This window comes from Hydrogenophaga taeniospiralis, from assembly GCF_020510445.1.
GTDB lineage: Bacteria > Pseudomonadota > Gammaproteobacteria > Burkholderiales > Burkholderiaceae_C > Hydrogenophaga.
Genome location: NZ_JAHBAG010000001.1, coordinates 2,408,849 through 2,421,844, shown reverse-complemented (window position 1 = coordinate 2,421,844; position 12,996 = coordinate 2,408,849). Strand labels below are relative to the sequence as shown.

General features: G+C 67.9%; 15 protein-coding genes. All 15 read right to left on the bottom strand.

The genetic code is table 11. The annotated features are described in order from the left end of the window. The 15 genes from KIH07_RS11600 to KIH07_RS11530 all read right to left on the bottom strand — a co-directional run bounded on the left by KIH07_RS11600 (position 1) and on the right by KIH07_RS11530 (position 12,965). Entirely contained in the window at positions 1-1,293 is a 1,293-nt protein-coding gene (locus KIH07_RS11600) for a TadE/TadG family type IV pilus assembly protein (protein ID WP_226492114.1), read from the bottom strand. Positions 1,294-1,335: 42 nt separating this feature from the next. Then, the gene (locus KIH07_RS11595; RefSeq protein WP_226492113.1) at positions 1,336-1,626 is read right to left on the bottom strand and encodes a hypothetical protein; all 291 of its coding nucleotides are present in this window, start codon (positions 1,624-1,626) and stop codon (positions 1,336-1,338) included. A gap of 11 nt (positions 1,627-1,637) precedes the next feature. Then, positions 1,638-3,206: a type II and III secretion system protein family protein gene (locus KIH07_RS11590; protein WP_226492112.1), complete on the bottom strand. Its 1,569-nt coding sequence runs from the start codon at positions 3,204-3,206 to the stop codon at positions 1,638-1,640. A gap of 9 nt (positions 3,207-3,215) precedes the next feature. Beyond that, positions 3,216-4,070: a Flp pilus assembly protein CpaB gene (cpaB, locus tag KIH07_RS11585; protein WP_226492111.1), complete on the bottom strand. Its 855-nt coding sequence runs from the start codon at positions 4,068-4,070 to the stop codon at positions 3,216-3,218. 2 nt (positions 4,071-4,072) lie between these two features. Then, positions 4,073-5,425, bottom strand: coding sequence for an ATP-binding protein (locus KIH07_RS11580; protein WP_226492110.1), 1,353 nt, complete (start codon positions 5,423-5,425; stop codon positions 4,073-4,075). A 9-nt stretch (positions 5,426-5,434) separates the two neighbouring features. Continuing rightward, on the bottom strand, positions 5,435-6,040 hold the full coding sequence (locus KIH07_RS11575) for a prepilin peptidase (RefSeq protein ID WP_226492109.1): 606 nt from the start codon (positions 6,038-6,040) through the stop codon (positions 5,435-5,437). 162 nt (positions 6,041-6,202) lie between these two features. Then, the gene (locus tag KIH07_RS11570; protein ID WP_226492108.1) at positions 6,203-6,385 is read right to left on the bottom strand and encodes a Flp family type IVb pilin; all 183 of its coding nucleotides are present in this window, start codon (positions 6,383-6,385) and stop codon (positions 6,203-6,205) included. 114 nt (positions 6,386-6,499) lie between these two features. Continuing rightward, the gene (locus tag KIH07_RS11565) at positions 6,500-6,700 is read right to left on the bottom strand and encodes a Flp family type IVb pilin (protein ID WP_226492107.1); all 201 of its coding nucleotides are present in this window, start codon (positions 6,698-6,700) and stop codon (positions 6,500-6,502) included. 334 nt (positions 6,701-7,034) lie between these two features. Continuing rightward, a complete protein-coding gene (locus KIH07_RS11560; RefSeq protein ID WP_226492106.1) occupies positions 7,035-7,394 on the bottom strand; it encodes a VOC family protein in 360 nt (119 codons plus the stop codon). Then, entirely contained in the window at positions 7,373-8,293 is a 921-nt protein-coding gene (locus KIH07_RS11555; protein WP_226492105.1) for a helix-turn-helix domain-containing protein, read from the bottom strand. The genes KIH07_RS11560 and KIH07_RS11555 overlap by 22 nt, the downstream gene beginning before the upstream one ends. Next, positions 8,290-8,847 carry a methylated-DNA--[protein]-cysteine S-methyltransferase gene (locus tag KIH07_RS11550; RefSeq protein ID WP_226492104.1) on the bottom strand — a complete coding sequence of 186 codons (558 nt, stop codon included), beginning with the start codon at positions 8,845-8,847 and terminating at the stop codon, positions 8,290-8,292. The genes KIH07_RS11555 and KIH07_RS11550 overlap by 4 nt, the downstream gene beginning before the upstream one ends. Positions 8,848-8,860: 13 nt before the next feature. Then, entirely contained in the window at positions 8,861-9,766 is a 906-nt protein-coding gene (locus KIH07_RS11545) for an SDR family oxidoreductase (protein WP_226492103.1), read from the bottom strand. Further along, entirely contained in the window at positions 9,763-10,380 is a 618-nt protein-coding gene (locus tag KIH07_RS11540) for a GNAT family N-acetyltransferase (RefSeq protein ID WP_319004798.1), read from the bottom strand. The genes KIH07_RS11545 and KIH07_RS11540 overlap by 4 nt, the downstream gene beginning before the upstream one ends. Further along, entirely contained in the window at positions 10,377-11,309 is a 933-nt protein-coding gene (locus KIH07_RS11535) for a glutathione S-transferase family protein (RefSeq protein WP_226492102.1), read from the bottom strand. Before KIH07_RS11535 ends, KIH07_RS11540 begins: the two co-directional genes overlap by 4 nt. A 15-nt stretch (positions 11,310-11,324) precedes the next feature. Further along, positions 11,325-12,965 (bottom strand): isovaleryl-CoA dehydrogenase, encoded by a 1,641-nt coding sequence (locus KIH07_RS11530; protein WP_226492101.1) that lies wholly within the window; start codon positions 12,963-12,965, stop codon positions 11,325-11,327. Positions 12,966-12,996: the final 31 nt, after the last annotated feature.

Below are 12,996 nucleotides of genomic sequence, written 5' to 3'. Positions count from 1 at the left end.
TCATTGCACCAGTTGGGGCACGAGCGGCCCGAAGATGCCGGGCTCGCCGTTGGTCGAGCAGGGGCTGCCAGCCGTGGTGCTCAGCCCCAGGAATTCGAGACCGGGGACATCCCCCACCGCCAGCATCGGGCTGAGCATCAGCACGCAGGCCCAGCCGTCCACCACGGGGTTCGCACCGCCGGTGTTCCACGTGGTGCAGTCCACGATGGGGGCCACCACCACCCGCCGGAAACGGCCCAGCTCGTTGTGCTGGGTAGAGGTCAACCGGTTGTAGGGGTTGGGCGGATCGACCTGGTAGGGCCGGTAGTTCGCGGCGGCGTTTCCGTAGTTGAACTGCCCCGCCACCGTCCCGGTGTAGGCGTTGGCGCCCAGTGTCCAGTTGGTGATGGTGTAGCCGTAACCCGTCACGTCCGGTGGTGCTGTACCCGTCTGGGGGTTCCCGGCGCCAGGCTTGTACAGGCCAAACCGGGAGTTCCAGGCGACGTCCAGCGAAGCGATCGAACCCGGCTCTCCCACCTCGGCACCGACGGTGATGCTGCACTGCCCCGGCCCCGTCAACAGATCCGCCAGCTCGGAGGCGCCCCCGCCAGGCGGGGTGAAGTCGATCCAGCCGAAGTTGCCGGTCCCGTAGGGCGAGCCGGCCCCCTCCGGCGGGCTCATCCACTGTCCGACCGTCAACCCGAAGTTGGACGATGCCGTGCTTCCGGGCTCCTTGCACACGGCCACCGGTATCGCGCAGGCCGACGCCGAAGGCGCCAAGGTGGCGGCCGCCATGGCCGAGACGGTCTGCGTGCTCAACAAGGGGTTGAGCACCCGCATGAAAAGGATGGGCAGCCCGGCCAGGGGATAGGTGCACTTGGCAAAGGCGGCCGTGTTGTAGTTGGCCTCAGCGGCCACTTCGTACGGGCCTGCCAGGGTGTCCGAAAACGTGATCTGGCTGGCCGCGATGTCGATCACCAGGCTCTGGAAATTGGCCCGGTTCTTGATCGCATCGGTGTTGCCCTCCCCCGCCGGGGTGGCCGGATCGTCCACACCCCCGGTGGAAAAGACGCGCCCGTAGGCAATGGCCTTGGTCAACGCGGTGGGGTTGTTTTGCCCGGGTCTCAGTTGCGAGGCAGCGGCCAGCGCGCAGGCGTCCATCCCGTTCTGCAACTCGGTCTTGATCGTGAAGAAGCGGCCCAGGTCGATGGCCAGCCCGGCAAACCCGATCAGCACAACGATGGTCAGGCCCAGGATGATCGCCACCGCACCGCGCTGGTGGCGAAGCTTTGCGCGGCGATGGTGCAGTTGCATGCTTCTCTCCAGAAAACGGGACCGGGCCTGGGCCATCGAGGCTCAGTTGCCCGTGATGGTCCCGCCGATGTTGATGATCTCGAAGGTCTTGGGCGGCGCCTGGAACGACTCCTGGTAGCGCTGCTGCGCCGCGGCCCCGGCCTTGCCGTCGATGCCCAGCACCGGATCGGTGTTCTCCGAAGCCTTGGGGTTGAGGGTCTGGGCCGCGCGGGCCTCGCGCACCGCGTCGCCGAACGCGGCGTCGAGCTGCGGCGTGGTGCTGGCGCAGGCCGCCAGCAGGCTGGCGGTGGCCAACACAGAGGCCAGGCGAAGGGACAAGGTGGTGGTGGACATGTTGATGCTCCTTACTTCACTTCCATGCCGCCGCTGCCCGCGGCCGGGGCCGGTGGCATGGCGGCGGGTCGGTCGGCGGGCACGTCGACACGGCCCGAACCTTCGAGCTGGTTGCCGAGGTAGAACTCGGACCGGCTGGGCGGCTTGTAGCCGTCGGTGGGCAGGATGTAGCCCGGGTCGATCGGCTTGACCAGGCGCGGCGTGATCACGAACATGAGTTCGCTGCGATCGCCCTGGAACTCGTTGCTGCGGAACAGGGCGCCCAGCACCGGCACCTCACCCAGGCCGGGCAACGCGTCCATGGCCTGGCGCACGTTGTTCTTGATCAGGCCGGCAATCGCCAGGCTCTGGCCGTCCATGAGCTGCACCGAGGTCTGTGCGCGGCGGGTGGTGAAGCTGGGCAGGATCGCCGTCTGGCCATTCACCGTGGTGAACGGCGTGCCGGTCTGCGACAGCTCGGACACTTCGGGCGCGACCTTCAGGTGGATGCGGCCGCCTTCGAGCACCGTGGGGGTGAATTTCACGCCCACGCCAAACTCCTTCTCTTCCAGCGTGATGGTGGTGCCACCGGTCGCGTCGTTGCTGCGCGCCACCGGGATGAATATCTTGCCGCCCGCGAGAAAGCTGGCTTCCTGGCCGCTGATGGCCACCAGATTGGGCTCGGCGAGGATCTTCACCAGGCCGTTGCTCTTCTCGGCGTCGATATCGATGCCATTGCCGTTGCTCTTGAGGGCGCTGAGCAGGCCGCGGCCATCGCCGCCAAAAGCCGACGAGATGCCATACGTCCAGCTGCCGTTGGTGCGGGTGAAGAGCAGGTTGGCGCCCATCTTGTCCATGAGCGTCTTGGACACCTCGGCCACAGTCACTTCCAGCATCACCTGCTGGGCCTCGGCAATGCTCAGCAGGTTGACCACCTTGGCGCCCGCCGTGTTGGCCGCCGCCGCGCCGCCGCCGCCACCGCTGCTGACCGCCAGCTTGGTGCCCGACTCGGCCCGGTTGTCGCCCGCCACCACCGGCAGCACCAGGCTCTTGTTCACGTCGCGCACGAAGGCCGCGGCGATCTCCTCGGCCGCCTTGGCCTTGACGGCGCTCGACACCATGCCGGTGAGGATCACCGAGTCGGCCGCCGGGCGCACCTGGATGCCCTTTTCATTCGGCAGCAACTCGCGCAGCTTGGCCTCCATGCGCTGGTGGTCGATGTTCACGTTGACGTCGATGGCGGTCGGCCCGCTCCCCTTGCGCCAGACGATGAGGTTGGTCGAGCCGTAGGTCTTTCCCAGCAGGTACAGCTCGGTCGCGCTGATCAGCGTCACGTCGGCCACGCTGGGGTTGCCGAGCGAAATCCGCGTCACGGCCGACGGCATGCGCAGCAGGGTCGACTTGCCGATGGTCAGGTTCAGCGATGGCCCGATGGCGGCCAGATCGGTGCCGACATCGACCGACATCGGCGCCGCGGCCACCTTGGTGGTGGTCACGCCCTTGGTCACGGGGGTTTGGGGGGTTTGCGCCCAGGTGGTCGCGGTGAGCAGGCCCGCTGCCCAGATGGAAGCGCTCAGTGCATGCAGAACGGGTGTTTTCATGATGCTTCCTCAGTAGGGGGACGAAGACTTCTGGATGCCGCGGATCAACTCCACCGTGTTGGTGGGCTCGGCCGGGGCGCTGGGTGCGGGCTTGCGCGGCGCGGTGGCGCGGCGCACCGGTGCGGCCTTCTTGACGACGGCCACGGCCGCCGGGGGGCTCACCACGGGCGGTTCATCGCCGAACAGGTCCTTGCGGGTGATGCCCTCGGTGGCGCTGTCCTGCGTGTCCACCTGGTTGCGCAACATGAGCGACAAGGTGCCCACATTGCGGGCCAGGTCGATCTTTTCGGCCTGCTCGGGGGTCACCTCCAGGGTGACGGCGTTGACCACGCGGGCCTTGGTTTCTTCCGGGCGCCGGGCCTCCTGGGCCACGGCCAGCACCATGATGCGTTCCAGCACCACCCGCGAAATGGTCGTTTCGCGGTCGTCCTTGATGTTCACCAGCAGGTCCACATGGCTGCCCGGTGCCAGGAAGCCGGCCACGCCCACCACCTCGTTGACCTTGACGGTGATGGCGCGGTGCCCCGGCTTGATGACCGAGTCCAGGCCGGCCTTGGTCCCTTCGGGGGCCAGTTTGGGCTCCAGCACCGGCTCGCCCTTGTAGATGCTGGTGCGCACCACCCGGCCTTCGAGCTTGGTGGCGTCGTTGAACGCCCCCTCCGGCTGCGCGCCGGCCGGCCAGGCAACAGGGCGCAGCATCTGGGCGGTGATCGCCTGACCGAGATCGAGATCGCTCGTGGCCACCAGCACGGTGGTCCGTTCGCCCGAAGCCTGTTGCCCCATCCAGCGGGCGGCCAGGATCACGGCGGCCACACCGGCCAGCACCGACAGGGCCAGCATCACGAAGGCGCGTTTGCTTTGCATTTTCATTCTCCTGAATGCGTAGGAATGGCGGCCATGCCGTGGTGATCCTCACGGCCGAAGTAGGTGTTCCAGGCCCACTCCAGCCGCTCGGGGGTCATGCGGGCGGGCTGCTCCAGGTAGCGGCCGAGGTCCGCGATCTTGCTGATCACGTCAAAGGGAATGCAGGGGTAATAGGGCCGCCCGTCGCGCGGGTGCAGCAAGTGGATGAGGTGGTCGACCCCGGCCGGGTCCTCGGGCACGCCGGTGCGCGCGCAGGCCTGCGTCACCACGCTGCGGTAGCGGGCGGCATCGAGCGCGTCGATCCGGATCTTGTAGCCCAGCCGGCGGGCAAAGGCCGGGTCCACCAGATCGTCGGGCGGCAGGTTGCTCGCGAAAATCACCCGCACGTCGAACGGCACGGCGAACTTGGTGCCGGTGTTGAGCGTCAGGTAGTCCACGTGGCGGTCCAGGGGCACGATCCAGCGGTTCATGAGCTCGCTCGGGCTCACGCGCTGGCGGCCCAGGTCGTCGATCACGAAGATGCCGTTGTTGGCCTTCAACTGGGGCGATGCCGTGTGCAGGCGGGTGTGGGTGTCGTATTCCAGGTCGAGCGTGTCCAGGGTGAGCTCGCCACCGGCGATCACCACCGGCCGCTCGCTGCGCACCCAGCGGCCGTCGGCCGACAGATCGCGGGCGAGCGTGCGATCGGGCACCGGCGCCAGGGTCACCCGCTTGTGCACGATGGGGTCGAACACCTGCACCACCTCGCCATCGACGTACAGCGCGTGGGGCACCCAGATGTGCCCCTCGAGGGTGCGCACCAGGTGCTCGGCCAGGTAGGTCTTGCCGGTGCCGCTGTCGCCGTGCAGGTAGATCGCCTTGCCCGAGTTGAGCGCGCTGCCCAGCGTGGGCAGCAGCTCGGGCGGCAGGACCATGTCCTTGAGCACCTGCTGCAGGCGCTCGGCGCGCACCGGGGCCTGGTGCTGGGCCTGTTCCCGGACCTGGGCCACGTAGTCGGCCAGCGGCACGGGCGCCGGGCCCACGTACTGGCACTTGTCAAACGCCATGCGCGCCATGCGCTGGCCAGCGTCGGTGAGCGCAAAACTGATGTCGCCCTCCAGCGTGCCGCGCCGCGGCACCTCCAGCAGGCCCAGGCCGCGCATCTGGGACATCAGGTTGTCCATCACCGGCACCGGCAGGCCCAGCTGCTGCGCCACGGCGAACAGCTTGAGCTCGCCCTTGCGCGCGAAATGCCGCAGGGCCAGGTCGATCACGAACGACGCGGGCAGGCCCTCCACATCCACCGCGTCGACGAAGGGCTCGGCCACGGCGGCCTTGAGCAGTGGGGAGGTGCTGGAAAGTGAAAGCTCTTGCATGGCTGGCTTTCAAAAGTTGAGGATGGGCTCGCGCCCGCTGAACAGCCAGGCCGCGTAGGCCACGACACCGAGCGCGATGGCCACCGCGTACGGCATGCGCCAGGCGGTCTGGGTGCCGGCATCGAAAGAACCGACCGAGCCCGGCAGCATCTGGCCCAGTGCGGCCAGCGTGTTCCGCACCACCAGGCGGGCGTTGTGCGCCATGGCCATGCGGGCCAGCGCCAGCAGGCCACCGGCCAGCAGCACACACAGGGCGAGGTTCACGCTCGCGGCCGGGCCGGCGAAAGCGCCCACGGCGGCAAACAGCTTCACGTCACCGGCGCCCAGGGCGCGCAAGGCGTAAAAGGGAAGGAAGACCAACAGCGCCACCAGCGCGCCCAGCAGGCTGGCCCCCAGGCCGAGGGCACCGGGGTAAAGCGAGAACAGGCCGTCGTTGTCGCGGAAAGCTTGGGGGCCGAAGGTGTTCAACAACACGCCGACCAGCAGGGTCACCAGCACCAGCGTGTTCGGGATGCGGCGCCGCCGCCCATCGGAGAGCGCGGCCAGCGCGAGACACAACGCCAGCAGGCCGAAGCCCCCTACCTGCCAATCGCCAGGTGCCATGCCGATGTTCATGTTCAACTCCCAGTTCGGGTTTTGCCAGCGGCAAAACCGGTAACGGTCGTCTCTATCGCTCTCTCGGCCACCCTCCAAGGGTTGGACCGATGGTTTTTCTCATTCGGGCGCGCAGACCTTGCCGTCTGCACCGCTCCCGGCCTGCAAGCAGGCCTGCCCGGTTCAGGGAGGTGAAATCACGGCGAGCACACGTGCCACCCACGCATCCCAGCCCGCTTCATTGGCATTCCCCAGCGCCGTCATGCCCACGATGGCCACCAAGGCGATCAGCGCGGCGAGCAAGCCATATTCGATGGCGCTCACGCCTTGCTGCCAGTGGCGAAACCCGAGGGATGGTCTTGGCATGGTGGAAACCTTGGATGTGTTCACCGGGTCAGCGGGGAAAAGAGCATCGCCCGCCGCGGGTGGGCTGACCGCCCGCCCATCGCTGGGCCTCTCGGTCAGCCAACCCAGCACCGGTCAGCCGCAGATGGCTCCCGCCGGCGGCGATTGCAGGCAGCCAGAGATATCGGTAAAGAGGGTGTTGAGGTTGGTCCCCACCAGACCAGCCCCCACGATGATCACCACAGCGATCAACGCGGCGATCAGGCCGTACTCAATGGCGGTCACGCCTTCTTCGTCGCGAAGGAAACGGCGGGTTGCGATCAGCAGCTTTTCCATGATGACACTCCAAGCAAGGTTGAAACATCGGCCACCCCCCATGAGCGACCAATGACGGAGTGAGGTGCTCTTTGCGGTGCACTGCTTGCACCTCCCTTGCTTGCACTTACAAAGTTGCATCACACGAAAGCGATTGTGATCATTTGTACATCTTTCGCAATACTTATTAACGACTAAATGACTACTTTCTCACACATACACCCTGAATCGACACCAGACGAAGCGGCTGCGCCGTGCGCCGTCGGCGAACAGCGGTGCTGGCATGCGGTGGCGTGTGGTGATAGCCCGTGGGCTGGCCACCGACGGTGGCCGTGGCGCTTCTCCCCCCCCTTCTTCAGGGGCAGACGGCTTCGACGTTGTTGCCGTCGGGGTCGATCAAGAAGGCCGCGTAGTAGGTCGGGCTGTAGTCGGGGCGCGGGCCCGGGCCGCCATTGTCTTTGGCGCCAGCCTTCAGGCCCGCTTGGTAGAACGCGTCCACCGCCCGGTGGTCGGCGGCGCGGAAAGCGATGTGCGTGCCCGGGCCTTTGGCGCCCTTCGTCGCATAGAGCCACAGCGCGGGCGCGCCTTTCGGGCCCAGACCGGCGCAGGTGTCGTCGTGGGAACCCAGCTCGTGGCCGAGTGGGGCGAGCGCGACTTCGTAGAAGCGGATGCTCGCGGCGAGGTCTTTGACTTTCAGTCCGAGGTGGTCGTACATGGCGATGGCTTCCTGCTTGATGGGTTGATCAGGCGGTCATCGTCGATCAGGGCGGCCACGCGGTCTTGGAGAATCTTGCGGTCCTTTTTCAGGCCGTTTCGGGCGGCCTGGCGAAAGCCGCGCGGCGAGACGCCGGCCGCGCGGTGGAAGCTGCGCACGAAGTTGCTGAGATCGGCAAACCCGACCTCCAGGGCCACCTCGGTCACCGGTTGCTCGCTGTCGGCGAGCAGCCGCGCCGCGTGGCGCAGCCGCGAACGCACCAGGTACTGGTGCGGCGTGACGCCCAGCACGCGCGAGAACAGCCGCAGGAAATGAAACGGGCTCAAGGCCACTTCGCCGGCCGCCCTGTCCAGGTCGATGTCCTCGTGCGAGTGGGCGGCGATCCACATCGCCGCCTCCACGGCGCGGCGGCGGTCGCGCCCGGTCGCGGTCTGTGCCGCCCGCTGGCGGCCCGCCACGACGTCCACGAAGCGGGACGCGAACCACAGGCCCACTTCGTCCAGACCGGCATCGCTGCGGCCGCTGGCCACCGCCTGCGCGAGCTCGCCCAGCACCATGAGTTCCGGCAGCGGCGGCAGACCGCCGGTGCGCCAGGTGGCCTGGTTGCCGCCGACCAGATCGACGAAGCCGGGCGAGAGGTGAAACGCCAGGCATTCGTCGCCGCAGACGTGGTGGTCGTGCGTGCACATGAACTCGTCGCCCGGGTGACCCACCAGCACCGAGCCGGCCACCAGCTCGTACGAGGCGCCACGCGCCCGGTAGCCGAAGGTCCCCTTGCGCACGTAGGAGACCGAGTGGCTTGTGTGCAGCTCGGTGAACGGTTGCTCGGCGGGGCCGGCGCTGCAGCGGTAATCCACCACCCGGATGGCGCCCGTCAGCAGCTCGGTGGCGGTGATCACGCGCCGTCTCCATCGAACAGACCGGGCCCACCACCGATCTGCGCGCCTTCGATCTGCAGCATGCGCAACTTGGTCGCCACGCCGCCGCGGGCCGAGAAGCCACCCGAGCGGGCGCCCGCCGCGAGCACGCGATGGCAGGGCACGACCGGGGCAAACGGGTTGTGGCCCAGGGCCTGCCCCACGGCGCGCGCCAGGCCGGCATCGCCCAGGGCCCGGGCCATCTCGCCGTAAGTGCGGGTCTGGCCGGGCGGTATGGCGCGGGCCATTGCATAGACCTCGCGCTGGAACGGCGTGAGGCGGGTCATGTCCAGCGGCACTTCGAGCAGGTCCCGCGCCTCGCCCTTCAACAGCGCCTGGATGCCTTCGATGGCGGCCTGCACGGGTGCCGGCGGCCGGGCCACCTCGGTCAGTGGCGGCAGTCCTATGAGCAACCGCGCACGGGTGCGGGCGGCATCGGCCTCGGGCAGCTGCACCGCGACCACACCCTCCGGCCCCCAGGCGATGCCGCAGACACCGATGGTGGTGTCGAACAGGGTGTGACCGCCCTCAGCCATGGCCGCCTCGGTCTCACACGGCGCGCAGCGCCGCGCGCAAACCCACGCCGATCTCGGGCCGTTCGAGGAACGGATCGGCCGGGTTGGTCTGGTTGACGATGCCCTCCATGCGCGCGCGCACATTGCCCAGCGCCTTGGGGTGGCTGAAGATGTAGAACCGGTCGGCCGCGATGGCGTCGAACACTTTCTGCGCCACCTCGGCCGCCGTGACCTTGCCCGAGCTCACGGCCTTGTCGCTCATGGCCTGGCCGATCAGCTGGCTCTGCGTGGCTTTCTCGTCGACCAGTTCGGCGGGTTTGTTGCGGTGGCTCTGGCTGATGCCGGTGGGCACGAAGTACGGGCACAACACGCTGGCGCTGATCTGGTCGCTCACCAGCTTGAGGTCCTGGTAGAGCGTTTCGGTGAGACTCACCACCGCGTGTTTGCTCACGTTGTAGATGCCCATGTTGGGCGGCGTGAGCAGGCCAGCCATGCTGGCGGTGTTGACGATGTGGCCCTGGAACGCGGGGTCGGCTTTTGCGGCGGCGAGCATCAGCGGCGTGAACAGGCGCACGCCGTGGATCACGCCCCAGAGGTTCACGCCCAGCACCCATTCCCAGTCTTTCACCGAGTTTTCCCAGACCAGGCCGCCGGAGCCCACGCCGGCGTTGTTGAACACGAAATGCGGCGCGCCGAAGCGCTGCACCACGTCGGCGGCGAGTGCTTCCATCTGTTCGGCGCTGGACACGTCCACGCGCCTGGCCAGCACCTGCGCACCGGCCGCCTTCATTTCCGCTTCGGCCTTGTCCAGCGCGTCCTGCTGCACATCGACCAACACAAGGTTCATGCCGAGCTGTGCGCCGATGCGCGCGCATTCGAGGCCGAAGCCCGAGCCGGCGCCGGTCAGCACCGCCGTCTTGCCTTTGAAGTCTGAAATCACGTCTTGTCTCCTGATGGGCTGGCGGGGGTCTGCGGGTCTGAGGGGGAGCCATTCAGCACACGCCGAAGATCCGGCTCTGCCGGTCCAAGGGCGTGGTCCCCCTGGGGGGAAGCCGCGAAGCGGCGCAGGGGGGCTTCTGGCCTAAGCATTTCCAGATGCGGGATGCCGTCTTCGATATAGGGCTTGTCGTCGGACACGAAGCCGTGCGCGTTGTAGAAACGTTCCAGGTGCGCCTGCGCGCCGATGCGGATCGGCTGCACGCCCCACAGGCTGTGCAGCATGCGGATGGACTCGGCCATCAGCGCGTGACCCATGCCGCTGCCGCGCGTGACCGGTGCGGTGACCACGCGGCCGATGCTGGCCTCGTGGTACTTGAGACCGGCGGGGACGAGGCGGGTGTAGGCCAGCAGTTGCGGCTGTCCATTTGGATCAACAGCTTCGCCCAGCAGATGCATGCAGTCGGCATCGGCGCCGTCCAGGTCCTGGAACGCGCAGGCCTGCTCCACCACGAACACCGCGCTGCGCAGCTGGAGCAGCGCGTACAGCGTGCGCGGCAGCAGCGCGTCAAACGGCAGGCAGCGCCACGCCACCGGCATCAAAGCAGGCCGGCTCAAGCGCGCACTTCCCGCAGTACAAAGCCGATGCGCGGGAAATGCACATGCAGCCGGCCGGCGCGCTCGTCGCTGCGCTCCAGCGTGTAGTGCGTGCGCGAGGCCGCGCGCAGGATGCCTTCGGTCGGTTCCTGGCCGAAGCTCTCGGCCGCCACCGTGACACGGCTGCCCAACGGGATGCCGTGTTCGTCCTGGAAGGCTTCGTCGTGCAAGGGGACCGGCTCGGCCGCCGCCGCGATGGCGATCGCCTCGGTGGACGAGAGCTTGGCCAGGTGGCCGTGGCCGAAGGTGGCCATGCGGTCCATCCAGTCCAGCACGTCGGGCGTCGCCTCCAGGATGCCGGCCATGCTCGGGTTGATCACGCGCGTGAACCACAGCGGGTGGTAGGCGGCGAAGTCGGCCACGCAGGGCGCCGCACCCAGCAGGAACGGCTGCTCGTGCAGCATGTTGGCCAGGCGGCGCAGGTAGCTCTTGTAGGCGGCGGTGGCATCGCCCGGGCGCAGGCTGGTCATGCCGCCGCGCATGGCGCCACGGTCGGCCGCGAAGGCCTGGCCCACTTCGGGCTGGTTGGCAAACAGGGCCGCTGCGCCCTTGGGGCTGAGGGTGTAAGCCATGGCGGCCCAGAACAGCGTGCTGTCGGCCCACTGGGCCAGCACGCGGGCGATGCCCTTGTTGTGCTCGGGGTAGAGCATGGGCGCGGGCTGGCGGTGTTCGAGCACGTCGCAGATCAGCGCGGTGTCGCAATAGATGTCGGCACCGATCTGCAGGAAGGGCGTGCGCCGGTAGCCGCCGGTGAGCGCCACCACGTCGGGCTTGGGCATCACGCTGGGAATCAGCACGCTCTTCCAGGCCAGCTGCTTGTGGCCCAGGATCAGCCGCACCTTTTCCGAGAAGGGCGACATGGGGTAGTGGTGCAGGATCAGGTCGGTCATGAGTGTCTCCGGACTTCAGCGGGGTTGAGCGCGGGCAATGATGGCATCGAAATCGACGCCCGCGCCCAGCGAGCCGAAGCTGTGGCCCCAATGACCGGCCAGGCGCGAATCGCAGAAGGCGCTGAACACGGCGGCCGGCGCGGTCTGCGCCAGCAGCGCGGCCTGCACGGCCAGGGCCACGTCCTGCGCGAGGCGGCGCGCTTCCATTTCGGTGGCCATCTGCTCCACGCGGGTGGGCAGGCTCTGAGCCATGTGGTCCAGCGCCGGGTGCATGCCTTTGGCGGGCGCCAGTTCCTGCGCGAGCGCGGCGGCGGCGTCGGCCTTGCGCAATGCACGCAGCAGGTCCAGCGCCATGATGTTGCCGGCGCCTTCCCAGATGCTGTTGACCGGCATCTCGCGGTAGATGCGCGCCATGATGCCCTCGCCGCCCTCTTCCACGTAGCCGTTGCCACCCAGGCACTCCATGGCCTCTTCGGCGAAATGGCTGCCGCGCTTGCAGATCCAGAACTTGGCCACGGGCGTGAGCAGTCGCTGCATGGCCTGCTCGTGCGCGTCGCCCGGGCGGTCGAAGCTGCGCGCCAGCCGCAGGGCCAGCGCGGTGGAGGCTTCGGACTCCAGCGCCAGATCGGCGAGCACGTTTTTCATCAGCGGCTGGTCGATCAGCTTCTTGCCAAAGGCCATGCGCTGCGAGGTGTGGTTCAGCGCGATCGACAAGGCTTGGCGCATCAGGCCGCTGGTGCCGAGCGCGCAGTCCAGCCGCGTCATGGTGCCCATGGCCAGGATCTGCGGCACGCCCCGGCCTTCTTCGCCCACCAGCCAGGCGGTGGCGCCGGCGAACTCCACCTCGGAGCTGGCGTTGGCCTTGTTGCCCAGCTTGTCTTTCAGGCGCTGGATGAAGAGCCGATTGAGCGAACCATCGGGCAGCACGCGCGGCAGGAACAGGCAGGAGAGGCCGTTCGGCGTCTGCGCCAGGACCAGGAAGGCGTCACACATGGGCGCCGAGAAGAACCACTTGTGGCCGGTGACGCTGAAACGCTGGCCCCAGTCATCGCTGCCAGCCGGCACCGCTTGCGTGGTGTTGGCCCGCACGTCCGAGCCGCCCTGCTTCTCCGTCATGCCCATGCCCATGGTCACACCGGCCTTGTCTTTCCAGCGCTTGAGCGCCGGGTCGTAGGCGCGGCTGGTGAGCTGCGGCGCCCAGTCGGCGTAGATGGCCGGGTTGTCGCGCAGCGCGGGCGTGACCGCGTAGCTCATGGAGATGGGGCACAAGGTGGAGGGCTCCAGCTCGGTGAAGAGCATGAAGCCGGCGGCGCGGGAGAGGTGAGGGTTCGCAGCACCCTCACCCCAAGGCGTGCCATGCAACCCAGCCGCCGTGGCCGCCGTCATCAGCGCGTGGTAACTCGGGTGGAACTCCACCTGATCAATGCGGTGGCCGAAACGGTCGTGGCTCTTGAGCTGCGGCGTAAACACATTGGCCAGCCGGGCGTGCTGCTGCATCTCGGCGCTGCCCACCTGCTGGCCCAGCGCCTGCAATGGCGCCGTGTCCAGCGACGGCGCGTTGAAACGCAAGGCGTCCTGCATGGCCCGGTTGCCATCGAACAGGTTCACATCCACCAGCGGCTCGGGCTGGTTGAGGACTTCGTGGGTGGCTTGCATGGTGGGTCTCCTGAACCGCCGGACCGAAACC